This window comes from Pseudomonas sp. 65/3-MNA-CIBAN-0223, assembly GCF_040310425.1.
Lineage (GTDB): Bacteria > Pseudomonadota > Gammaproteobacteria > Pseudomonadales > Pseudomonadaceae > Aquipseudomonas > Aquipseudomonas gregormendelii.
Genome location: NZ_JBEOPV010000040.1, coordinates 1 through 21,338, shown reverse-complemented (window position 1 = coordinate 21,338; position 21,338 = coordinate 1). Strand labels below are relative to the sequence as shown.

Sequence of the window (21,338 nt, the reverse complement as noted above, 5' to 3'; positions counted from 1 at the left end):
GCGTGATCTCCCTCCGACCAATGCTGAGATTTTGCCGGAGGTCAGCCAGAGGAGCTACTTTTTCAACAGAATCGGCCGATTGCTGCCCGTCGGGACGGGCAGCAATCGACGGGTTATCGGTTGAATCGCTCGACCAATGAATACTGAATTTTAGCGGTCTGGGTCAGTTCCTTGCTCAGCTCTGCCGAATGCCTGGCCTGTTCAGACGTCTGGTCTGCCAGATTGGCAATGGTCGTGATGTTGCGACTGATTTCCTCGGCTACGGCGGTCTGCTCTTCGGTCGCTGCGGCAATCTGGGTAGTCATGTCCGTGATGTTTGCCACCGCTTCACTGATCCCGACTAATGCTTTATCTGCTTCAAGCACCCACGCCACGCCTTCTTCGGCCTGGCGATGACCGCTTTCCATGGTTTTCACCGCATTGTTGGACGAGACCTGCAGCTTGGAAATCAGCCCATGGATTTGCGTCGTGGACTCCGTCGTGCGCTGCGCCAACTGGCGCACTTCATCGGCGACTACCGCAAAGCCTCGACCCATGTCGCCCGCTCGCGCAGCTTCGATGGCGGCGTTCAGCGCCAGCAGGTTGGTCTGGTCGGCAATGCCCTTGATCACATCGACTACCGTGCCGATTTCGTTGCTGTCCCTGGCCAGTTGCGCGACGGTCACCCCGGTTTCACCCACCACCACCGAAAGGCGCTGAATGGCTTCCCGGGTGTCCCGGGCCACTTCGCGTCCACGCCCGGTCAACACATTGGCTTCCTGGGTAGCGTCGGCGGTGCGTTGGACGTGGCTGGCGACTTCCTGTGTGGTGGCGGCCATTTGATTGACTGCGGCCGACACCTGCTCGGTCTCGACCCGTTGTCGGTCAAGCCCACGGGAACTTTCGGTGGCGAGGCCATCGGATCTGCCGGCCAGCCCGGTCAGTTGTTCAGCCGTATCCTGCAACCGGGTGAGGCACGTCTTGAGCCGGGAGGCCTGGCTGACAAACGCCGTTTCAAGGCTTGCCTGGGGGCCACGTTCGTCGCTGTACATTTTTGCCAGCAACGCGTCGCAGGTTGAGGCTTCAGCCATTTTCAGCAGACGCAGCGCGCCGCGGTTCTGTCGACTCGAGACCCAGAGCCCGAGCGGCACCGATACCCCGACAGCCAGAATGATCGCCTCCGACATACCGAGGAACACGCCGCCCAATGCACCCACCAGGCCCATGGTCAAAACCGGCAGCCAGGCGAGCAGGGCGGGTTGCCATTGATCACTGACCGGGACGGCCGACTTGCCCTGGCTGAGGCGTTTATAGAGGGCTTCGGCACGATGGATCTGCTCGGCCGTCGGCTTGACCCTTACCGACTCATAGCCCACAACCTCTTGCCCCTCGAAAATCGGCGTGACGTAGGCGTTGACCCAGTAGTGGTCGCCATTTTTCGAGCGATTCTTGACGATGCCCATCCACGGCTTGCCAAGCTTGAGCGCACTCCACATATGAGCAAAGACGGCGGAAGGCACGTCGGGGTGGCGAACGATGTTTTGAGGCGCGCCGATCAGGTCGGATTTGTTAAAACCGCTGACCTCGACGAAGGCGTCATTGCAGTACGTGATGACGCCCCGTGCGTCCGTTGCCGAGATGAGTTTTTGTTGAGGCCCAAGGGCAACCTCGCGCTGCGTAACCGGTTGGTTGTTTCTCATCTGTATTGCTCCTATGCCCTAAGTCATGGACATCGGCTGCAATATGAGAAAGGTTAATGAGTAACTCTAAAAGGGCAGGTCATGCGTCCGAAAAGAACGGGTGGACGCTTAAACGCTACGTCTGACCTGAAACCGGCGTACGGCCAAGCGTTTCCTTTTGGCCGATAGGGCAGGGCTGCATCCGACCCGAAGCAGTGGCTCATTTTAGAAGCCTCGGTGGGCAGGCCGATAAAAGTAGGGCCGATGGTTGCCTGTCGCGAAGTGCAGAGTGGCTAAGAATCATCTGCAATGACTTGGATACATTTAGCGCCTGCTGAATAATTTGTTACAAAACTATTCGTGCCTTTTTTATATGCACTTGCAGCGCTGTTCTATACCCACTTCAAGCGCATGGACGTGTTGGCTCTTCATGGCAACAGTCGTATTGGTTGGAACCCATTAGCTGCTCGCCCATCGCGCATTCACTCACCAAACACGTTAGAACAACGCCCCTAACTCCACCGGGAGGTTTCATGAGTGCATGGCAGCAGCTACGAGTGCGAGTCAAACGAAAAGGCCTGCGTCGCACCGTCAATACTCTGTGGAAGCGCTATGTGTTTTTCCACTGGGAGCTACTGTGGATGGAGCGTGACCTGGTCACGTCGGTTCCGGCTCAAAAGCTCAGGCCATACTCAGGATTACGCTTGGTCGACATCGATACACAGAACGCGGATGCGTTCGCCAGGCACTTTGGCGACCGAGTGGAAGTCATGCGCGAACTGGCCGCCGAAGGGCATACCGGACATATGTACCTGGACGACAAGGGTGATGCGGTAGCTTTCATTTGGGGCAGCAAACGCAACTACCATGATCGCCACTATTACGGTTGCTGGTTCCCGGTCAAGGACGGCGAGTTCTTCGCGTTCGGGGGCGAGATGACGCGACGTTACTTTGGTACGGCACTTTCAGTCGATGGCCAAATCTGCCTGTGGCAGGCGATGCAAGCCCAAGGCTGTAACAAAGTGGTGGACGTCTGTGAGGCGCACAACATTCCAGCCCTTAAAGCGCACATTCGCATGGGGTATCGCGAGCAGGGGCGGATCATGCATGTCTACGGTTTGTTCGGGCGCTGGCGTTTATTCCGCGAATCCCACTACAGCGGCTCGCGACTCGATAGCCTGTGCAAACCTCGGCGTTCCACGGTGGCCGCGCCAGCGTGAGGTGCAAACGCTCCCCTCACGCAAAACGCTCATGTCCTTCCCTGACCTTAGCCGGCGAACAGCTATTTAGAAGCTGTACCGGGCAGTCAGTTTCACATTACGTGGGTCGCCGTAGATGTCATAGGGGCTATAGGCACCATTGGCCACGCTGCTGTAGTAGGTACGGTCGAACAGGTTGCCTCCTCAAATCAAAGCCACTTCTGCTTCCCGGGAAATCGAGCCGTGAAGTTCGTCCCTGACTCAGGCGTCGAAGTGACTTTCAAACTTCCGCCGTGCGCGGTCGCGATCTGCGATGCGATGTACAAACCCAATCCGAGGCCCTCGCCACGTTGACCTGATTCCGATCGCGTGAAGGGTTCGAACAATAGCGGCACCAGGTTGGCAGGGATGGGTTCGCCCTGATTGGTCACGGATATGACGACGTCATCGTCGTCGGCATAGGCTTGTACGCTGATGGGGGCAGTCGTAGAGCCATGGGTGACTGCGTTGCCCAACAGGTTGGAAAGCAATTGACTGATGCGCAGCGGATCGCAATACACCCCCGCAGGTATGGCTATCGAACTGCTCAAGCGTGCGGCGGGGTTGGATGATTGAATTTCATCAACGGTCAGGCGCAGCGTGCGTTCCAGGTCATCTACCACCTGTCGTTTGCTCGGTATCCCGCCGCCCATTCGGCCCCGGGCAAAATCCAGCACGTTTTCGATCAGGGTTCCCATGCGTACGGAGCTTTGGCGGATGGCTGCAACCAGACCCAGCGAACGTTTGTCGGCCGATTGAGTTTGCAGCAGTTCAGCACTCATGCGAATGGCGCTCAGCGGCGTACGCAAATCGTGTCCGAGCACGGCAATGAACTGCTCTCGCAGCCGGGCACTTTCATTGGCATCCACCAGCGAGGCTTGCGCAGCTAGCAGGTCGCGCTGGGTATCGAGGTTCATGGCGATCAATTGAGCGAACAGCGTAAGCGTTTTCTCGATAGCAGGATCGTCCAGCTTCGCAGTAACGGAGTCGATGGCACACAAGGTGCCAAAAAAGTCGCCATTGGCTTTGATGATGGGGATGGAAATGTAGCTTTCCAGGCCGTAGATCCTGGGCGTGTGATGCAGCGAAAAAACCGAGTGTTGGCTCGCGTGGCCGAAAATGACCAGCTTTCTGTGCTGGCGTATTTCGTGGCAGATAGTCGATTCCAGTACCAGCTCTCCACCGGGCTGGAGCCCGAAGTTGATGGAGTCATCCACCGCGCAGGCAATCCACTTCTGCTCGGTCACTCTCGCCACCGCAGCAAATCGCATCCCGGTGATGTGTTTGACCATACTCAAGATGACCGGAACGGCGTCTATGCTGCGTATGGCCTCTACATCCGAGGAAAACTCTGGGCTGGTCATGATTTGGCGATTCGTATGGGGATGAGCAGAGACTATCTCTAATTGTGCCGCCGGGCCAATCCGAGGCGTTCTGCCGCGCAAGGTGACGGCCGCGAAGTTCTGTATTTTACTAGTCGTAGCAAGCGCAGTGCATGGCTGGCAGTCATCTTTACCAGCGGGTATCGGGCCAGTCAGCGCAAGCGTCAGTTGGCCCGAACAGTCCTCATAATTTGCGAGCTTCAAAAAGCAGGATCACCTGCAGCAAACGCCGCTCCCTCAATGTGATAGACCTGCGGTTCTGCCGATAAGTATGGCTGCAGGCCCGTCATGAACACCCGATGGTCTTCACTCGCTTCAAAGCCCGGGACGTGGTCCTCGAGTGATTGCCAGCGGACGATCAGGTTGAATTGCTGCGGTGTTTCGATCCCTTGGGCCAGCATGTGCCCGCCGTAACCCTTTGCGCGGCAGAGCAAAGGAGCAACCTGTGCAAATGCATGCCGAAAGCTTTCAATCTGGTCTTTGTGAACGGGCAGCAGAGCGATTTCATAAATCATGGGATTCCCCTGGAGTGAGTTCAGCGCTGGTGAGAAGCGACGGCACGACGGCAATCGCGATTTTCCCTTGAATACCATTGTTGGGGCTTTCCAGCCGCGCATGGGCGAGGGCAAGGTCGGCAAGTGAAAAGACGGCGCCAACGTGCGGGCGCAGCTGACCGCGCTCAATCAATGCGCTCAACTCATCCAGCTTGCCGCGGTTTTGCCGGGTGAAAACGAAGTGATAACTCGCGTTCTTGCCCCAGGCCTGAACGAGATTCTGTGGCTGGGCAATGTCCACGATGGAGACAACCCGGCCGAGTTGGGCGAGGGCGTCCGCGCTGCGCGCTAATGTGTTGCCGCCGATGGTGTCAAATACCACGTCGACTCCGCGGCCCTCCGTTTCCCGATTGATGGCGTCGACGTAATCCTCCTTTTCGTAGTCGATCATCACATCGGCACCCATGCTTCGAGCGAACTCAAAGTTTGCCTCGCGCACGGTCGTGAAGACCCGCGCGCCAATGGCTTTTGCCAACTGGATCGCTACATGACCGACGCCTCCCGCGCCACCGTGGATCAGAATGCTCTCGCCCACTTTGAGCGCCGCTCGCACGGTCAGTGCTTCCCACGCCGTTCCGCCGACCAGGCTCAGGCTTGCGGCCTCTAGATGGCTCAGGGAAGCAGGCTTCTTCCCGACAATGCTTTGGTCCGCAACGTGGTACTCGGCGTAACTGCCCGAACCGTCAAATATTTGCGGGGTGTACCAGACTTCATCGCCGGGAGCGAAAGCCGTGACGCCCGGCCCGACTTCCTCGACAACGCCAGATACGTCGTGCCCGCTAATCGCCGGAAGTGGCACCAGGTCGGGATAATCGCCGCGGCGAACCTGGTAATCCAATGGATTGATGGAAGTAGCGTGTACCCGTACCAGGACTTGTCCCGTGCCCGGCACTGGCTTGGTCACGTCACAAAGTTCGAACGATTCCGGGCCACCGAAGGATTTGATTATCATCGCTTTCATTTTGAAACCTCACTTCTTGAAAAAGGGATATCGGGAAATATCGATGTGTATCGGCATAGAAAATCACTGCGTGTGTTCCGAGCCCCTCACAGTGTATTATTTCGATTAAAAGGGATATCGGGAAATATCGATATCATGCGGTAAAAAATTACAGCTCTGTACCTATGATCTCGGCGAGTGCACGGATGGTTGCTTCGTTTCGCTTGTAGTAGGTCCACTGACCAATGCGCCTGACTTCGACCAGCCCGGCTCGTTGCAGCGTTGCAAGATAGTCAGACACCGTCGACTGAGACAGTCCGACGCCTTCTTGAATACTGCTGACGCAAACGCCAACGGTGAGCACATCTCCCTCGTCCTGCGCAGGGAAGCTGTTCACCGGGTCCTTCAATCCTTTGAGGATTTCAAGCCGGGTGCGGTTTGACAGTGCTTTGAAAATTTCAAGTAAGTCCATCGCTTCAGGATATCGAAATTTACCGATATGTCAATGCGTGGACTAAGTCGCTGCAGTTGCTGCTGCGGCTATGGATGCTACACAGGCGTCCAATCGCTGGTCATGGCAGGGTACCGTTGCGCGTCGAGCGCCGTACCTGTCGAGCATGTTGATCATCGGTGTGGGTTTGTACGTGGGTTTTCATGGTTGGGTTGGTTTAAGCGTGCAGTTTTGAATTATTCATTTCTGCAGGAAGTCTTAAGCGACGCCTGTTGGTCGATTATCTCCTGCTCCCTCACTGTGCTCATCCCAAGCAATGGCAGTCCCAGCAGGGTCAACCCGACGCCCACCAGCGCACTCACGGTCAGCGGATCGCCGAACTGCAGCCATGCCCACAGCAGGGTCACCGGGGGCGTCAGAAACAGCGCACTGCTGATGCGTTGGATGCTGAAACGCTGCAGGCACAGCCAATAAAATCCATAACCGCCCAGAGTCGAGAAGACCACCAGCCACACCACGCCCCCGGCAAACCCGGCGCTGGTTGGCGGCCATATTTCCCCTTCGAGGCACGCCAGCACGGCAAACACCGGGATCACGGCGCATACCTGAATGAACAGCGCGGTGGAGGCGGGCATCGATGCGCCGGGTGAGGCTTTCTGGTACAGCGTGGCCGCCGCCAGGGAGAGGACTGCCAGCAGTGGCAGGCTGTAGACCCAGAGGTCTGCGGCGTCCCATTCCACGTTGGCGCCGCTGGCTATCAGCATGCCGGTCAGACACAGCCCGAGGCCGACCCACTGCCAGCCACGGGTGCGTTGCCCGGGCACGTTGACTGCCAGCACCACAATGGTCAGTGGCAGCAAATTGGCCAGGAGTGAGGCGGTGCCCGGCGCGACACCCAGTTGAATCGATGCGGCGATGGGGCCTATGTAGCCACCAATCGCAAACAACCCCAGCAGGGCTTGATGGGCCACATCACGGCCGTGCAATGTCCGCAAACCCGCCCTGGCAAAAGGCAGTAGCACGGCCGCCGCCAGGATAAAACGCCATAAAGAGGCGAGGTAGACGCTTCCCTGGTCGGCGACATAGCGGTAACCGATGAAACCAGAGCTCCAGCTGACGACCATGGCCGACAGCAGCACGGTGCTGATCACAATAGGTGAGCGTATGACGTTCATCGAATGGCACCTGACAGGGGGCTGAGTTCGATGGTATGAATGATTGGCTGATGCAATCAAACGATACGATCAGCACCACTGATGCAGGATTACTGAACCATGGCCGAAGCGCTTGATATCGAACTGCTGCGAACGTTTCACGCCGTCTTGCGCTTTGGGCAATTCCTGGCGGCGGCCAGCTTTTTGAACAAAAGCCCATCGGCGGTCAGCCTGCACGTTCGCCGCCTGGAAACCGTGGCCGGGGGACGTTTGCTGGAGCGCGATAACCAGACAGTCAGCCTGACTCCGCTGGGCCGTCGCTTTGCGCTGCAAAGCGCCGAACTGCTGCGGCTGCACGACGGGTTGCTAGCCAGCTTTATCGCGCCGGTCGCCAGTGGGCGAGTCAGGCTGGGCATTTCTGAGGAGTACGCCGGCGCGGTACTGGCTTGTACGCTGCCGCACCTGACGGCGGATTTTCCCTGCGTCGAGCTGGAGGTTGAAACGGGTTCCAGTGGCCGCTTGAACACGCGCCTGCAGCGTGGGCAACTGGACATGGCGCTGTTAGTGGCCCCGGCTGATGTTGCTGTGCCGCAGGCGCGCTGCATCAAGACCTTCGGCATCACCCAACCTGTGTGGGTAGCCGCACACGGCTACCTGCAGGACCTCGCCAAACCGGTGCCCCTTGCGTTGCATGGCAAGGGTTGCCCCTACAGAAGCGTGGCTGTCGACGCGCTGAGCCAGCAGGGTCGCCGTTGGCGAACAGTGATCATCAGCGCCGGGGTGATCGCTTTGGAAGCCGCCATCGAGGCCGGATTGGCCGTTGGCATCGTTGACCGGGCCCGGGTGAGCCAAGGCATGCGCGTGCTGACGGTTGGCGACGGCTTCCCTGAGCTGCCGGTGCACGAATTGCGCCTGATGCTGGCCCCTGGGGAATTAAGTGAGGCGGGGGAGGTGCTGGCTAGATTGATCAGCCATGGTTTTGAGTGTTAGTGCGTCAACGAAGAGCAGATCAGTGCGAGCGTTTTCTTACTATGCAGCAATCCGGTGTACACCAGTGATCGTGGCCATATGCAGCTCTACGCTTTTGATGTGAGAGCGACCGGCGAGAGCTGGACCTTTCCAAAGCCCTTTACTGCTACGATCACTAATAAAGCTCCCATGATAGTAATCCAAGTGACTTTATTTCCGAATGTAAAGTAGTCCAAAAGCATTGTGATTACTGGAACCATGTAGAAAAGCACACCGACCTTGCTCGCTGAATTTTTTGCAAGCATACGGAACAACAGTAATACGGCTAACGTTGAGACTACAATTGTCATCCACGAGGCTGAAATTATAAAAGTCGGGGTTAAATTGAGTCTTGTCTCGGTAAAAGGGAGAACTAGTAGAAAAATACATGATGCGGTGAGCGCTTGGTAGAACGCTGCGGTAACGGGATCGATTATGGATTTTTTCTGCATGACTGATCCTGCACTTATTGCGACTACCGAAATCAACCCGAAAAATAGACCAAGGATCGTTACGGCACCGAGGTCGCGAGCCCCAAAAATGGCAATTATCAATCCTGTCAATCCAAGAAACAGGTAGAAATATCCTGTTTTGCCAATTTTTTCATTTGCGAATATAGGTGTCAGAATTGGTTGGAGGCCTAAAATAATTGCCAGGACGCCGGGTGTTAATTGGTAGTTGAGGGCCAAAAAATAAGCCGTTTGATAACCGACCTGCAACAATATGCCAATTATAATTACTCGTAGCAGTAAGCGTTTCGGCAGTAGTAATGCCTCCTTTAAACCTCTTTTTTTTGCAATTAATGCACAAACGATAATCAACGCCAGGGCTGCCCCAATAGAGCGTATGGTGAGGAATACCGAAACAGATGCGTCCTGTAGACCTAGCTTGACGAATATGGCTCCGCTACTCCACATTAAGAGAAATAGTAATGGTGAATATTTTTCTAAAGTGTTCATAGTGGAGCTTCTGCTTTAGGCTGCTTAGTAACCGAGTTCAGATATTCAACGTCAGTTGCCATGTAGTAACCGCTGATGTTGATTTTTTCGATAATTCTTGATGCCATCATTTGACTCCTACTAATAAGAGTTCAATGGTAAGTCAATGATTGACTGGGTGGGCGTTAATAATTATGATATGCCATATCTCGGATTGTGATGACGGATTATCGAAAATGAATTTGGACATGAATCAATTGCGTGCATTTGTCACTGTTGCCGAGCTTAGAAACTTTTCCAAGGCATCTCAGAAGCTATGCCGTGTCCAGTCCGCGATTAGCCAGCAAATACAAAAACTTGAAGGCCATTTGGGCTCGGAACTCTTTGTCAGGGGTAAGCGAACGCTGGAGCTGACTACTCACGGCGACAGTATGCTTTCTTATGCAGTTAAAATTCTGGAGGTTAACGATCAGGCAGTAGCGCAGTTGACTGATAAGTCTCACAAGGGAGTAGTTAGAGTTGGTACGTCTGATACTTATGCATCTAACTATTTCTCTGAGATTATAAAGTGTTGTGCAGATCGATTTCCTGATATTGAGATCGAGGTGCATTGCGGATACAGCAGTCAAATTTGGCAGAGCTATGAAGCTGGTGAACTTGATGTTGTGCTGACTCAGGGATGCCCATCAACTATTCCGTCGGAGCTCCTGCACTCAGAACCTCTGAAGTGGGTTTGCGCTCACGAGAGCAAAATTGTGGAAAAAACCCCGATCCCTCTAGCGCTTTTCACTAAAGGTTGTGGCGACAGGGGATTAATATTAAACGCTCTAAATCGAGTCAAGAAAGCTTACAAGATAAGTTACCATAGTACGAGTCATGCGGGCATTCTCGCGGCCTTGTCCTCTGGCTGTTATGTGTCAGCTGTATTGCTTAGCACCGTTCATGACGAGTTACGTGTGCTGGGAGAATCTGACGGGTTTCCGTTAATAGGTAATTTGGATATTTCGCTGGCCTATCATGATAAATCCAAAGGCTCGCTTTCAAGTCTGTTTGCGGATATATCCAGAAGTTATTTTCAGTCATTGAGTGCAGGCCATGTTATCTATTCTACCAATCGTGCGTGCGCCATTTGAAGTGTCAGCAGCCCGGCTGGCTTGGAACGAGTAGCCTTAGTGATGGATAACTTAAAAGGATGAACACTATGGACCGCACCAACCATATCTGTCTGATGGCGATCTACAACGATTGGATGAACGCGAAGGTTTATGAGGCGGCCAGAAGTTTGACAGATGAAGAGCTGTCAGTGGATAGGCAAGCATTCTTCGGCTCTATTCTCGGGACGTTGAACCACCTGGTGGCGGGGGACACGGTCTGGCTGCAGAGATTTGCCAGGCACCCAGCAAACTACCTGGCTCTGAAGCCGATTCAACAGCTCCCGGCCCCCCAAAACCTCGACCAGTTACTATTCTCGGACATCCGCGAACTTTCGACACATCGCGTTTGGCTCGATCAGGTAATTATCGCGTGGTCTCGCTCCATCAAAGAGTCGGATCTAGATTATCCCCTCAGTTACACAAGCATGAAGGGAGCCCCCGCTGACAGGAACTTTTATGGCTTGGTCATGCATTTTTTCAACCACCAGACTCATCACCGAGGGCAAGTAACGACTTTGCTTTCACAAAGTGGTGTTGACGTAGGCGATACTGATCTGGTCGCCCTTGTTCCTTCCGAGTCCCGCACATAAGCTGAAAAACCAGCCGGCGGATCTCCATGCCCGTTTCTTCGCTTGATTCGCGCAGAGCGCCATCTCCTGGTTCGGGTCGACGACGGGCTAGCCATTATTCATTTGATAAGTCGGCACATTACCCCGAAGTGTCTACGAGTGACCGCTTCTGGCCGATTTCAGGCTGTCGCGAGGGGCTGTAACCGCGCCAGAAGCGGTCCGCGCCCCCCGGATTCTTCGGCCGTGATTGCCTGCCCATTAACGCGTCGCCACTCACTGGGTGAAACGTTCTCCCACTGTCGAAAAGCCCGGAAATACGAGTTGGTATCTTCGTAGCCGAGCAGATACGCCACTTCTTTCAGTTCGAGAGTTGTATCGGCAAGAAGGCGCAGTCCTACCTGGCGCCGGGCCTCGTTGAGTAATTCGCTGAACGTTGTGCCCTCTGCCGCTAAACGTCGTTGCAACGTCCGCTCGCTTTGCAGCAGTTCTCGGGCGAGGTGTTGGAGCGTGGGCCGTCCGTTCGCCAGGGTTCGTTTCAACACGTCAATTACTTGCTCGCGGAATCCAACGGGCGCTTCAAGCTCCTGCACAGCGGCGGTCATGCCGGGTGTCATGAAGTGCAGTACTTCCGGATTATGCTCACGAAACGGCAAGTCCAGGGCGGTGGCGCTCATTGTGAGTTGGTCACGAGCTGCACCATAGTGAATGGGGCAGCCGAAAAAACTCGCATGGGTTTCCAGGTTTTGGTCTGGCCGTCGCAGGCTCACTGCCAGAGGCACCAGGTGTTCACCCGTGCCTCGCCGACCCAGCTCCAGCACAAAAGCAAAACACGCCTCCACCGAGAGATACGGTTCCGAGCCGCTGCCAGGCGGCCACACAATGGTGAACGACACTTTGCCCTCATGCTCCTCGACGCAAATCTGGTCGGGACTGCATAGGCGCATAAAGCGGGAATACCTCGCTAACCCTTCGCGAAAATCAGCTGCATACAAGGCGGCGAGGAACGCCAGTTTGTGTTTCGCGCTGGGCGTGTCGCGCACCATTTTTATGGCGAACGCCGGGTCTGCCGACAACGCCTCGATGGCATTCCAAACGGCAAAGAGCTGATGTGTACTGACAATGGCTGCGTCGTTGAGGTGCAGGTCGGTTGGCAGTTGTGCGTGCCGTTGAACCATCGACGGGCTCAGGCCCAGTTGCTCTATGGACTGCCAGAAGGCACGGGGCAGCTTGCATCGCTCGGAGCGGGTCTGAAGGTTGGACATTTTGAGGCTCCGAACCGCACGTGAGCGGCAGTGCGTAATGCAGCGCCCATCAATGGCGCGTTTCGCAAGTGTTCTGGCGCAAACCGCCCACAGCAGAAAGCTGCGTCGCGCTTACCATGCTCGGCAAAGAACCGGGCTAACAGGAGCTCACGATGACCATGCAATTCTATACTAACCCCAATTCTCGCGGCCGCATGGTGCGCTGGATGCTTGAAGAAATTGGCTGCACGTATGAGTCGGTCATTCTCGATTACCAGGCCACTAGCGAAGTTGACCGCTGGGGTGGTGCGGCGCTGGCAGTGCCCGCGCAGGCCCGCCTTGATGATCCACGCGCTGGTTTTTTTCGCGACGTGAACCCGATGGCAAAGGTCCCTGCGCTGGTGCATAACGGGCAGACCATAACAGAAACTGCCGCCATCTGTGCCTACCTGGCGGACGCGTTTCCTGAGGCGGGCCTGGCTCCTGCGGCGGCGGAGCGAGCGGCCTACTACCGTTGGCTGTTTTTCGCGGCAGGCCCAGTGGAACAGGCCGTAACCAACCACCGTGCGGGCTTCATTCCCGCGCCAGAGCAGGAGTTTTTCTTTGGCTATGGAAGCTACGAGCGCACCGTGGACCAACTCGAGCGCGCGGTACTGGCTCATCCCTTTATCGCCGGTGACCGCTTCACTGCTGCCGACGTTTATGTCGGCTCCCACATCGGCTGGGGGCTGGGCATGCAGACGTTGCCTCCCCGAGCCGCCTTTCTCGCCTACGCAGAAAAGTTGACCCGCCGCGACGCCTATCAGAGTGCAGTAGCGAAGGATCAGGCAGTGCTGGATGCTGCAGGTTAAACGCCAATTACAACAATCGCGCCGCAAAGACGACGCTTGGGAGACTGCCTTGCCCGCCGCATTTGGCGGCGTCCTGCTCAACGCTTAGAGCCTCTCGCTACACGGCCGTCTACCCGCCCTCCATTCAAACGGGCAGCAAAACTGCGGAGCTTAGCCATGGCAAACACCCAACAGGACTTCACCGAGCGCCTGCTCATTGATGCCGGAATTTGCGAAGGGATGCGCGTTCTGGACGTCGGCTGCGGAACGGGTGACGTCACGTACTTGCTGGCGCGCTTGGTCGGAAATACGGGGGTTGTCGTAGGTGCGGATCACGACGTGAGCACACTCTCCATCGCACGCCAGAGAATCGCGCCGCAACAGCACGACAACCCGACGTTTATCGAAAGCGATCTGCTCAGCCTTCCCGAATCGCTGGGTCAGTTTGACGCAATCGTTGGCCGGCGAGTGCTGATGTACCAGGCGGATACCGTAGCAGCGGTACGTGCGATAGCGAAACACGTGAAGCCCGACGGCATTGTCGTATTTCAGGAGCACGACACCACTATGGTTCCGGCAAGCCTTGATGGTTTTCCTCTACACAAGCGGGCCCAAGGCTGGCTACAGCAAATGATCGCGCGTGAAGGCGCCGATCTACACATCGGCTTCAACCTTCATCGCATCTTCACCCAGGCCGGTTTAGCCGTGGAAGAGGTACGTGGTGAGGGCCTGATACAAACGCCGAACTGTGCCTACGGCCTGGGCCATATCGTGCGAGCCTGTCTGCCTCGAATCCTTGCACACGGAGTCGCAACAGCAGACGAAGTGGCGATAGAGACTTTGCAAGAACGCCTGGACAATGAGCGCTCCCAATCTCAGGCGATTTACATTGGAGACATGATATTTGGAGCATGGGCGAGAAAGTGACAGTGAATGAAGGGGACGCTTCTGGCCGTTTTCCGCGCCTCGCGACAGGCCTTAGGGCCTGAAGCTAACCTTAGGCTTTTCTACAACCGTTGGCCGTTTCGCTGCTGTTTCACCTTATACATCTCGCGGTCTGCCAGCTTTGTGGCCTCGTCTACAGTGATGTCGCCCGGTATCACGGTCACTACGCCAACACTCGCGCCGGTATATTCAATTCCACCAAGACCGTGGCCCAGTTCATATCGCCCGATCGTCGCTTTGGCCAGGCGAGCCTGAAGCAGTTCGGCGGCATGTCGCATGTCTTTTTCCTGGTCCGAGTGGCCGGAAGGTGTGCCCAGGGCAATCACGATGAACTCATCGCCGCCAGTACGCCCGATGATGTCGCTGCTCCTGAGGCCATGCTGCAGTTGGGCGGCGACGCCGCACAGTAGCCGGTCTCCCGCCAAGTGGCCGCGGGTGTCGTTGATGAGCTTGAAGCCATCCAGATCGATGACACTTATGAGGATGTACTTGTTCTCCCGCTGGGCGAGGGCGAACAGGCGCGCGGCATCGTTCAGAACGGCACGCCGGTTGGCCAGACCGGTGAGTGGGTCTGTCAGGGCCAGCTTGGTCAGCTCGGCGTTGGCGGCCTGGAGTTGCTCAACCAGCAGCCCACGTTCAAGGGCATATCCAAGCAACGCTGCCAGCAGCATCAGCAAGGGTTCCACTTCAGGGGAGCGAGCCACCTGATCCGAGCTGGCGGCGCATACCGTCCCCAGCACCTGCCCATTCTGGGATCGGATGGGCGCGCTCACGTAAGTCCTGATGCCCAAGGCTGCGGCGGCCTCCGAGTCGCCCCAAATTTCGGCAACGTTATCCGAGTACATGCGATTTTCGTCCAGCGCCCGCTTGCACAAGGTGTCCGCCCAAGGCACGACCAACCCTTCGGGAATGACCATGTCACCGACGTTGCGTGCAAATTCGACACGCTGGACACCCTTGTCGGTGTCAATGGTCGTCAGGTAGGTCGACTCCATACCGGTGACCTGGTTGAGCAGGGTCAGCAGGGGACGCGTCAGTTGCTCCAGGGTCCGGGCTGTCGGAAGGGTATCGGAGAGAAAAGAGAGAACCTGATCCATTAGGGCTTGCCGGTAACTAAGGGGTGGTTCAATTATCGACTGATCGGCGGCTTACTGAACAGTGTAGAGCGTTACCAAAATAGAGTGATCGCTTCTCGCCGATTGCTACCCTTGACTGGTTGCAATCGCCCCATAGCGGACCTTCAGGAAAAGTTGCAACAGGCGAACTCGATCCGATGGTTACAAAGGAGGCTGCCGCAGGTAAATCGCGGATCATCTCGTGCGAGTTGACCCGCGTGCTTTTGCCTAGTCTTTGCTGCCAACCTTGTTCTGAACTGCCTCCTTGCCCTCGACATTCAACTGAGTTGGTTCAAGCTTGACGGAAAGTTTGTGCAGTGAACCGGTGAATGCAAACGGTACCTGGTAATCCTTGTCATCGACGGGGGTGCCGGTGTCGGAACCGATATCGAAACTTTCATCCACGCCGAAGACGAATGGAACGCTGTGTGGGATTGTTTGACTAGCCAGTTGCTTGCCATCCACCGACAGCACGCCGGTGCCGCCCTTACCGAATCCCGGCCCGGCATATTTGAAATCAAAGCTGATGCTGTGTTTTCCGGAAGTGAGCGCCTCGGTTCCTTCCCAGCGGAATCGCGCAACGCCTTCAAGGTTATAGTTGAAAACCGGCTTACCCTTCAGGAGGTAGAGCGCGTAACCCCCGAAGCGGCCGCCGTCGGTCACCAATACACCGTCGCCGCCGTTTTCAGGAACAGTGATGTTCGCCGTAATGACGTAGGACTTGTTCAACACGTTGGGTTCGTTGCCTGGAAGTATGCCGGTAATCGGAGACAGATATTCGAACTCGGTGCGTCCGGCCACGATGCTCGGCCTCTGTGCAACGACGCGCGTAAATGCGGAAGCGTCGAGCGGCAACACTTGATATTTGTTCGCTTCCACCCAGAACAGATCCTGTAGTTCCTTGAGTTTCGCAGGGTTGGCGGCGGCGATATCGTCATTCTGCGTCCAGTCCTTTGTGAGGTCATAGAGCTCCCATTTGACGCCATTGACGATGTCCTTGGGTGGCTGAGAAGTAATGTCCCAAGGTGCGCGGTAGGGCGTCGTCGATGCCATCCAGCCCTCATGATAGAGCGCGCGCATTCCAAACATCTCGAAATACTGCGTGGTGCGTGTAGAGGGCTTTTCGGCATTCTGCTTGTCGAAGAGGTAAGCCATGCTCGAACCTTCGATGGGCTTTTGCGCAATGCCGTCTACCTGAAGCGGTGCGTCAATGCCGGTGGCTTCAAGAATCGTCGGCTCTATGTCAATGACATGGTGGAACTGGTTACGGATGCCGCCAGCATCCTTGATCCGGTTCGGCCAGGAGATGGCCATGCCTTGGCGGGTGCCACCAAAATGCGATGCGATTTGCTTGGTCCACTTGAAGGGAGTGTCCATGGCCCAGGTCCAGCCCACGGCCATGTGCGGATAGGTTTGGTCCGATCCCCAAGCATCCAGATACTTCATTTGCTCAGCGACCGGCACATCGATTCCGTTGAACGTGGTCATCTCGTTTGGTGTGCCGTTCGGGGTGCCTTCGGCGCTGCCGCCGTTGTCACCGCTGATATAGAAAATCAGCGTGTTGTCGAGTTTGCCCATGTCATCAATCGCTTGGATCACACGACCGATTTCATGATCGGTGTACGCCAGATAGGCCGCATAGACTTCCATCTGGTGGGCATACAGTTTTTTCTCGTCCGCCGAAAGTTCGTCCCATTTTTTCAGTGAATCCGGCCAAGGTGTGAGCTTGGCTTCCGGCGGGATGACGCCGAGACGCTTCTGATTGGCGAAGATCTGGTCGCGCGCGGCGTTCCAGCCCATGTCGAACTTGCCCTTGAACTTGTCGACCCATTCGGGCGTCGGGTGATGTGGCGCGTGGGTGCCGCCGGGCGCGTAGTAAAGAAAGAACGGCTTCTTAGGATCGAGGGCATTCAATTCAGAGACATAGCCAACGGCGTCATCCGCCATCGCGGTGATCAGGTTCCATCCCGGCTTGCCAACGTAAGGATGAATTGGCGTGGTATTGCGCATCAGATTGCCCGGTTGCCACTGGCTGGTTTCGCCGCCCATGAACCCGAAGAAATAATCAAAGCCCATACCGATGGGCCATTGATCAAACGGGCCGGCCTGGCTGATCTGGAAGGACGGGGTGTTGTGGTTTTTGCCGAACCACGAGGTGGCATAGCCGTTGTCCTTGAGGATTTTGCCAATGGTCACCTTGTCCTTGGTGATGACACTGTTGTAACCGGGATACCCCGTCGAAATTTCCGTGATGACGCCGAAACCGACGGAATGGTGGTTGCGCCCGGTAATCAAGGCGGCACGTGTGGGAGAGCACAGTGCCGTCGAATTGAATTGTGTGAAGCGCAAACCGGCTGCCGCAACGCGATCCATGCTCGGCGTCGGGATGAGACCGCCGAACGTACTGGGCGCACCGAAGCCGACGTCGTCAGTGATGATCAGCAAGACATTCGGCGCGTCTTTTGGAGGTACGATGGTCGGGGACCAGTAGGGCGTCGAGGTCGTAGCGTCGAGGTTGATGACGCCACCAAACGCCGGAGGAGGGTTGGGTAGATATCTGCCGTCGATGGTCGTGGTCGCACTGGGTGAACCGGGCGTGCCGTTGACTTCCTGTGGCGCTGCATAGGCACAAGAGAGCGTAAGCATGGCAAAGGCCAGTCCAACACCAAGCCTGTTATGCAGCCGATTTGATTGAGTCCAGTATGCAATGGCCATGGCCAGCTCCTGTAACCCCCCGAAACCCCAAGTTCCGAGTGTAGAACCGTTTTCGTCGCTTGCCAGTTCATCTCATCAGCAGCGCAGGTGGCCGTTGACTTTGGAGGTGTGGTGTCTATACCTGATCTTGATACTCAGCAGGTTCAGTAGGGGCTGCAGACTGGTATGAGGAGGAGCGCACATGCTTATCAGGAAACGGCGAGTTGGTATCGCCATCGCCTGCGCCGGGATCGTGTTGGCTTGCGTGGCGTTTGTGCCGTATCAGCACATTCGTGGCCCCGTGCCGTTAGCGCTGGGTGATGGAAAGAATGGCCCCCTGGATATGGTCTGGCTTCCTGGTGGCGAGTTTTTGATGGGGAGCGATCACAAGCAGGCACGTCCAAACGAGCGCCCGGCGCACAAGGTGCGACTGGACGGGTATTGGATTGACCGCAATGACGTCACCAATGCTGATTTCGCCCGTTTCATTGCTGAAACACATTACGTCACCACCGCCGAACGCAAACCCCGATGGGAAGATTTGGAGGTACAACTACCGCCGGGTACTCCCGAGCCAGATGACAGCGACCTGGTGCCTGGCGCAATGGTTTTTGTCGGCTCAGACAGACCCATCCCGCTCAATGATTTCAGCCAGTGGTGGGCATTCGTACCGGGGGCTGACTGGCGTCACCCGTTGGGACCAGACAGCACAATCGAGGGCAAGGAAACCCATCCTGTTGTTCAGGTCTCAAGTGAAGATGTACAGGCGTACGCAGCATGGGCGCACAAGCGCCTACTCACCGAGGCTGAATGGGAATACGCCGCGAGAGGCGGGCTGGAACAAGCGAATTATGCGTGGGGGAATGACTTCTCGCCCGGAGGAGAAAAGATGGCGAATACCTGGGATGAGATACAGCCGTTTCCAGTGACCGGGGCCAGTAACAAATTCAAAATTGGCACCAAGCCGGTGGGCAGTTACCGACCTAACGCCTACGGGCTCTACGATATGTCCGGGAATGTTTGGCAATGGGTCGCTGATTGGTATCGAGCCGACGCGTTTGGAGTTGGTCTCAAACATCAACCGGCGAGCGAAGCAGCGGTAAACCCGGCGGGTCCTCCCGACAGCTATGACCCCGAACTCGGGGTGACGGCCCATGCGCCGCAGCGTGTAATTCGAGGCGGATCTTTTCTTTGTAGCGACAGCTATTGCACGAGTTTTCGAACCAGTGCCAGGCAGGGCGCCGATCCTATGAACTCCATGTCGCATCTCGGCTTTCGCTTGGCGATGAGTAATGACCAATGGGAAAAGAACCGTTGAATACAAAGCTCACGCTGGCCATGCGTGAAAACACGAATGACCGCTATTGGCCGATTGTGTTGAAAAAGTCGATTTTTCAAGACGCGTGACGCTGAGCTCGGCCTCATCAAAGAACCTATTCACCACTGTTAAGTGGCTTTTCAATGGCGCAGGTCGCTCAGATCGAGACATTGATCAATGCTGCGCAGAAGGTGATTGGCTGGAATGTGATCTTCAAGGTTGAACGAGTAAAACAGCCGCTCCTGCCCACTCGATAACTGTCCCATCATGCTGCGTGCTTCCCTGCTGGCCAATGCAGAGATTTTGCCGCAGGCCAGACAGGAGAGCTACTTTTTCAACAGAATCGACCCATAGCGGTCATCCAGAACAAGTGACTATCCTTGTGATTTCTTCAGCCCTTTCAAGCGCACATTCGCCCTTTGCACTGCGGCCATTTTTTCGGGCCGCTTCATGCGTTTCCACTTTCTGATGTCTTCCTTGCTTCGCCCGCAGCTCACACACAGATCACCACTGAGCTGGCAAACTGAGATGCAGGGATTCTCGATTTCTTTAGCCATTGTCAGCCACCTTTGGGCACACGTGATTGGTCGCATGCTTCGGTAGGCGTGGTTATCAACCGACGTTCGATTCGTGCCAGTTCACGTTTCCCTAGAGGCATTGCGGGTTCCTTTGGAGACAATGGTGGGGAGGCGCTTAATAGACAGGTCGAAACTCGACCGTCAGATGGCTGACTTCGTGAACCGGCTTGAGACGTTCACGAATGCTATCGGCGTTCGCAGTGGCCTCACCAAGGACGCTGACGATGGCCGCATGGGCTTGCGGTCCAACCCGCCAGACGTGCAAGTCCGTGATAGTGGCATCCCCCGGTTTCTCAACCAGTTCGCGGATTTCCTCAGCAACGTGTGCATCTGTCTGATCCAGCAGTACTCCTGCGGTGGCTCCCATCAAGGTCCATGCCCAGCGCGCAATAACAACTGCGCCGACAATGCCCATGACCGGGTCCAGCCACACCCAGCCGAGATACCGGCCGGCGAGCAATGCAGCAATGGCCAGAACGGAAGTCAGCGCGTCTGCAATGACGTGGACGTAGGCCGATTTCAGGTTGTTGTCGTTCCCGTGATGGGCGTGGGCATGGCCGTGATCGTTATCGTGATCGTGCCCATGACTGTGCCCGTGGCCCAGCAGCAGGGCACTGACAATGTTGACGATCAAACCGGCAATCGCGATGAGCGTAGCGGTGCCGAACTGAACTTCCGTTGGCTGCAAGAGGCGCATGACAGACTCAACGCCAATTCCCAGGGAGACCATACCGAGAATCAGCGCCGAGGCGAATCCGCCCAAGTCTCCAACCTTACCGGTACCGAAACTGTAGAGCTGGCTGGAAGCGTGGCGTTTTGCGTATCCATAAGCGGCCGCCGCGATGCCCAATGCGCCGGCATGAGTTGCCATGTGAAAGCCATCAGCCAGTAACGCCATCGAGCCCGTGATATAGCCAGCGGTGATCTCGCCAACCATCATCACAACGGTCAGCGCCACAACCCAAAGCGTACGCTTGGCATTTTCGTCGTGTGCTGAGCCAAGGAACACATGGTCGTGTGTGTAGTTGATGTTCGTGCTGTTCATGAGCGTGTTCCTGGATGCGTTCACTTGGAGTAACGGCGAATGGCTTCAAGAAGCTCTTCGACGCCTTTGTTACGCTCTTCTTCGCTGAGAGCAGGGTTTGCGACATGCTCCCGCGCGTGTTCCTCGATGATTTCCTCCATCAAGCCATTGATGGCTCCGCGAGTAGCGGCAACAAGGTGCAGTGTTTTGGCGCAATCGAGGTCCGACTCCAATGCCCGCTCAACGGCTTGGATTTGTCCGGCGATGCGTTTTACGCGTTTGAGAAGATCGTCTTTGTTTACCGCAATATGACCCATGGGATACCCCCCCTACCTATGCATTGTGCATGATAGGCATACCCCCTATACCTATGCAAGGTTCGGCGGACGGAGGGGTTATCTGCGCGCCCTTGCGGGAAGGAGAGACTTCAATTTCGAGGGGAGAACGAGGGGTTTGGAGGGTGCGCTTCTGGCCGATTCTGTTGAAAAAGTAGCTCCTCTGGCTGACCTCCGGCAAAATCTCAGCATTGGTCGGAGGGAGATCACGC

At 56.1% G+C, this 21,338-nt stretch carries 20 protein-coding genes and 2 pseudogenes; 8 read left to right on the top strand and 14 right to left on the bottom strand.

What is annotated here, in order from left to right; genetic code table 11:
- Positions 1-113: 113 nt before the first annotated feature.
- Together AAEZ09_RS27560 and AAEZ09_RS29600 are read right to left on the bottom strand one after the other, a co-directional pair.
- Positions 114-1,166 carry a methyl-accepting chemotaxis protein gene (locus tag AAEZ09_RS27560; protein WP_442963617.1) on the bottom strand — a complete coding sequence of 351 codons (1,053 nt, stop codon included), beginning with the start codon at positions 1,164-1,166 and terminating at the stop codon, positions 114-116.
- A gap of 243 nt (positions 1,167-1,409) precedes the next feature.
- Positions 1,410-1,679 (bottom strand): annotated as a pseudogene (locus tag AAEZ09_RS29600) (PAS domain-containing protein); the annotation flags it as partial.
- Positions 1,680-2,191: 512 nt separating this feature from the next.
- Here AAEZ09_RS29600 and AAEZ09_RS27555 point away from each other — a divergent pair.
- A complete protein-coding gene (locus AAEZ09_RS27555) occupies positions 2,192-2,878 on the top strand; it encodes a GNAT family N-acetyltransferase (protein WP_045057858.1) in 687 nt (228 codons plus the stop codon).
- Between the two features lie 188 nt (positions 2,879-3,066).
- On the opposite strand, the gene AAEZ09_RS27550 is transcribed toward AAEZ09_RS27555, so the two are convergent.
- The 4 genes from AAEZ09_RS27550 to AAEZ09_RS27535 form a co-directional block, all read right to left on the bottom strand.
- The gene (locus AAEZ09_RS27550) at positions 3,067-4,260 is read right to left on the bottom strand and encodes a GAF domain-containing sensor histidine kinase (protein WP_350601526.1); all 1,194 of its coding nucleotides are present in this window, start codon (positions 4,258-4,260) and stop codon (positions 3,067-3,069) included.
- Positions 4,261-4,478: 218 nt separating this feature from the next.
- On the bottom strand, positions 4,479-4,793 hold the full coding sequence (locus tag AAEZ09_RS27545; protein WP_045057856.1) for an antibiotic biosynthesis monooxygenase family protein: 315 nt from the start codon (positions 4,791-4,793) through the stop codon (positions 4,479-4,481).
- On the bottom strand, positions 4,783-5,793 hold the full coding sequence (locus AAEZ09_RS27540; RefSeq protein WP_350601524.1) for a zinc-dependent alcohol dehydrogenase family protein: 1,011 nt from the start codon (positions 5,791-5,793) through the stop codon (positions 4,783-4,785). Before AAEZ09_RS27540 ends, AAEZ09_RS27545 begins: the two co-directional genes overlap by 11 nt.
- A gap of 148 nt (positions 5,794-5,941) precedes the next feature.
- Positions 5,942-6,244, bottom strand: a complete 303-nt coding sequence (locus tag AAEZ09_RS27535; RefSeq protein WP_045057854.1) for an ArsR/SmtB family transcription factor — start codon at positions 6,242-6,244, stop codon at positions 5,942-5,944.
- A gap of 46 nt (positions 6,245-6,290) precedes the next feature.
- Between AAEZ09_RS27535 and AAEZ09_RS27530 the strand changes: the two are divergent.
- Positions 6,291-6,458, top strand: a pseudogene (locus tag AAEZ09_RS27530) (nickel/cobalt efflux protein RcnA); the annotation flags it as partial.
- A gap of 1 nt (position 6,459) precedes the next feature.
- Here the strand turns inward: AAEZ09_RS27530 and AAEZ09_RS27525 are convergent.
- Positions 6,460-7,398: a DMT family transporter gene (locus AAEZ09_RS27525; RefSeq protein WP_350601522.1), complete on the bottom strand. Its 939-nt coding sequence runs from the start codon at positions 7,396-7,398 to the stop codon at positions 6,460-6,462.
- 99 nt (positions 7,399-7,497) lie between these two features.
- Between AAEZ09_RS27525 and AAEZ09_RS27520 the strand changes: the two genes are divergently transcribed.
- Positions 7,498-8,367, top strand: a complete 870-nt coding sequence (locus AAEZ09_RS27520) for a LysR family transcriptional regulator (protein ID WP_350601521.1) — start codon at positions 7,498-7,500, stop codon at positions 8,365-8,367.
- 86 nt (positions 8,368-8,453) lie between these two features.
- Here AAEZ09_RS27520 and AAEZ09_RS27515 read toward each other — a convergent pair whose 3' ends face one another.
- Entirely contained in the window at positions 8,454-9,344 is an 891-nt protein-coding gene (locus AAEZ09_RS27515; protein WP_350601518.1) for a DMT family transporter, read from the bottom strand.
- 227 nt (positions 9,345-9,571) lie between these two features.
- Between AAEZ09_RS27515 and AAEZ09_RS27510 the strand changes: the two genes are divergently transcribed.
- Both AAEZ09_RS27510 and AAEZ09_RS27505 read left to right on the top strand, forming a co-directional pair.
- Positions 9,572-10,456, top strand: coding sequence for a LysR substrate-binding domain-containing protein (locus AAEZ09_RS27510; RefSeq protein WP_350601517.1), 885 nt, complete (start codon positions 9,572-9,574; stop codon positions 10,454-10,456).
- A gap of 68 nt (positions 10,457-10,524) precedes the next feature.
- Complete coding sequence (locus AAEZ09_RS27505) at positions 10,525-11,067, top strand: DinB family protein (protein WP_350601515.1); 543 nt, start codon at positions 10,525-10,527, stop codon at positions 11,065-11,067.
- Between the two features lie 158 nt (positions 11,068-11,225).
- On the opposite strand, the gene AAEZ09_RS27500 is transcribed toward AAEZ09_RS27505, so the two are convergent.
- Complete coding sequence (locus AAEZ09_RS27500; RefSeq protein WP_350601514.1) at positions 11,226-12,308, bottom strand: AraC family transcriptional regulator; 1,083 nt, start codon at positions 12,306-12,308, stop codon at positions 11,226-11,228.
- A gap of 158 nt (positions 12,309-12,466) precedes the next feature.
- Between AAEZ09_RS27500 and AAEZ09_RS27495 the strand changes: the two genes are divergently transcribed.
- Both AAEZ09_RS27495 and AAEZ09_RS27490 read left to right on the top strand, forming a co-directional pair.
- Complete coding sequence (locus AAEZ09_RS27495) at positions 12,467-13,138, top strand: glutathione S-transferase family protein (protein WP_350601512.1); 672 nt, start codon at positions 12,467-12,469, stop codon at positions 13,136-13,138.
- A gap of 156 nt (positions 13,139-13,294) precedes the next feature.
- Positions 13,295-14,044 carry a methyltransferase domain-containing protein gene (locus AAEZ09_RS27490; protein ID WP_350601511.1) on the top strand — a complete coding sequence of 250 codons (750 nt, stop codon included), beginning with the start codon at positions 13,295-13,297 and terminating at the stop codon, positions 14,042-14,044.
- An 80-nt stretch (positions 14,045-14,124) separates the two neighbouring features.
- Here AAEZ09_RS27490 and AAEZ09_RS27485 read toward each other — a convergent pair whose 3' ends face one another.
- Positions 14,125-15,159: a GGDEF domain-containing protein gene (locus AAEZ09_RS27485; RefSeq protein WP_350601510.1), complete on the bottom strand. Its 1,035-nt coding sequence runs from the start codon at positions 15,157-15,159 to the stop codon at positions 14,125-14,127.
- Between the two features lie 246 nt (positions 15,160-15,405).
- Positions 15,406-17,892, bottom strand: a complete 2,487-nt coding sequence (locus tag AAEZ09_RS27480; protein ID WP_350601508.1) for an arylsulfatase — start codon at positions 17,890-17,892, stop codon at positions 15,406-15,408.
- Between the two features lie 181 nt (positions 17,893-18,073).
- Here AAEZ09_RS27480 and AAEZ09_RS27475 point away from each other — a divergent pair, with 181 nt between their 5' ends.
- On the top strand, positions 18,074-19,189 hold the full coding sequence (locus tag AAEZ09_RS27475) for a formylglycine-generating enzyme family protein (protein WP_350601507.1): 1,116 nt from the start codon (positions 18,074-18,076) through the stop codon (positions 19,187-19,189).
- Positions 19,190-19,563: 374 nt separating this feature from the next.
- Here AAEZ09_RS27475 and AAEZ09_RS27470 read toward each other — a convergent pair whose 3' ends face one another.
- From AAEZ09_RS27470 to AAEZ09_RS27460, 3 genes are all read right to left on the bottom strand, one after another.
- On the bottom strand, positions 19,564-19,746 hold the full coding sequence (locus AAEZ09_RS27470) for a DUF1289 domain-containing protein (RefSeq protein WP_082069165.1): 183 nt from the start codon (positions 19,744-19,746) through the stop codon (positions 19,564-19,566).
- A 136-nt stretch (positions 19,747-19,882) separates the two neighbouring features.
- Complete coding sequence (gene dmeF / locus AAEZ09_RS27465; RefSeq protein ID WP_350601505.1) at positions 19,883-20,812, bottom strand: CDF family Co(II)/Ni(II) efflux transporter DmeF; 930 nt, start codon at positions 20,810-20,812, stop codon at positions 19,883-19,885.
- A gap of 20 nt (positions 20,813-20,832) precedes the next feature.
- Positions 20,833-21,108, bottom strand: coding sequence for a metal/formaldehyde-sensitive transcriptional repressor (locus AAEZ09_RS27460; RefSeq protein ID WP_082069164.1), 276 nt, complete (start codon positions 21,106-21,108; stop codon positions 20,833-20,835).
- Positions 21,109-21,338: the final 230 nt, after the last annotated feature.

What these genes read in the sequence shown, in the direction of transcription:
- AAEZ09_RS27495 (WP_350601512.1), top strand. Translation starts at nt 12,467, where the DNA reads ATGCAATTCTATACTAACCCCAATTCTCGCGGCCGCATGGTGCGCTGG.
- AAEZ09_RS27500 (WP_350601514.1), bottom strand. Translation starts at nt 12,308, where the DNA reads ATGTCCAACCTTCAGACCCGCTCCGAGCGATGCAAGCTGCCCCGTGCC.
- AAEZ09_RS27560 (WP_442963617.1), bottom strand. Translation starts at nt 1,166, where the DNA reads ATGTCGGAGGCGATCATTCTGGCTGTCGGGGTATCGGTGCCGCTCGGG.
- AAEZ09_RS27520 (WP_350601521.1), top strand. Translation starts at nt 7,498, where the DNA reads ATGGCCGAAGCGCTTGATATCGAACTGCTGCGAACGTTTCACGCCGTC.
- AAEZ09_RS27510 (WP_350601517.1), top strand. Translation starts at nt 9,572, where the DNA reads ATGAATCAATTGCGTGCATTTGTCACTGTTGCCGAGCTTAGAAACTTT.
- AAEZ09_RS27475 (WP_350601507.1), top strand. Translation starts at nt 18,074, where the DNA reads ATGCTTATCAGGAAACGGCGAGTTGGTATCGCCATCGCCTGCGCCGGG.
- AAEZ09_RS27485 (WP_350601510.1), bottom strand. Translation starts at nt 15,159, where the DNA reads ATGGATCAGGTTCTCTCTTTTCTCTCCGATACCCTTCCGACAGCCCGG.
- AAEZ09_RS27555 (WP_045057858.1), top strand. Translation starts at nt 2,192, where the DNA reads ATGAGTGCATGGCAGCAGCTACGAGTGCGAGTCAAACGAAAAGGCCTG.
- dmeF (WP_350601505.1), bottom strand. Translation starts at nt 20,812, where the DNA reads ATGAACAGCACGAACATCAACTACACACACGACCATGTGTTCCTTGGC.
- AAEZ09_RS27540 (WP_350601524.1), bottom strand. Translation starts at nt 5,793, where the DNA reads ATGAAAGCGATGATAATCAAATCCTTCGGTGGCCCGGAATCGTTCGAA.
- AAEZ09_RS27505 (WP_350601515.1), top strand. Translation starts at nt 10,525, where the DNA reads ATGGACCGCACCAACCATATCTGTCTGATGGCGATCTACAACGATTGG.
- AAEZ09_RS27550 (WP_350601526.1), bottom strand. Translation starts at nt 4,260, where the DNA reads ATGACCAGCCCAGAGTTTTCCTCGGATGTAGAGGCCATACGCAGCATA.
- AAEZ09_RS27490 (WP_350601511.1), top strand. Translation starts at nt 13,295, where the DNA reads ATGGCAAACACCCAACAGGACTTCACCGAGCGCCTGCTCATTGATGCC.
- AAEZ09_RS27525 (WP_350601522.1), bottom strand. Translation starts at nt 7,398, where the DNA reads ATGAACGTCATACGCTCACCTATTGTGATCAGCACCGTGCTGCTGTCG.
- AAEZ09_RS27515 (WP_350601518.1), bottom strand. Translation starts at nt 9,344, where the DNA reads ATGAACACTTTAGAAAAATATTCACCATTACTATTTCTCTTAATGTGG.
- AAEZ09_RS27545 (WP_045057856.1), bottom strand. Translation starts at nt 4,793, where the DNA reads ATGATTTATGAAATCGCTCTGCTGCCCGTTCACAAAGACCAGATTGAA.
- AAEZ09_RS27535 (WP_045057854.1), bottom strand. Translation starts at nt 6,244, where the DNA reads ATGGACTTACTTGAAATTTTCAAAGCACTGTCAAACCGCACCCGGCTT.
- AAEZ09_RS27470 (WP_082069165.1), bottom strand. Translation starts at nt 19,746, where the DNA reads ATGGCTAAAGAAATCGAGAATCCCTGCATCTCAGTTTGCCAGCTCAGT.
- AAEZ09_RS27480 (WP_350601508.1), bottom strand. Translation starts at nt 17,892, where the DNA reads ATGGCCATTGCATACTGGACTCAATCAAATCGGCTGCATAACAGGCTT.
- AAEZ09_RS27460 (WP_082069164.1), bottom strand. Translation starts at nt 21,108, where the DNA reads ATGGGTCATATTGCGGTAAACAAAGACGATCTTCTCAAACGCGTAAAA.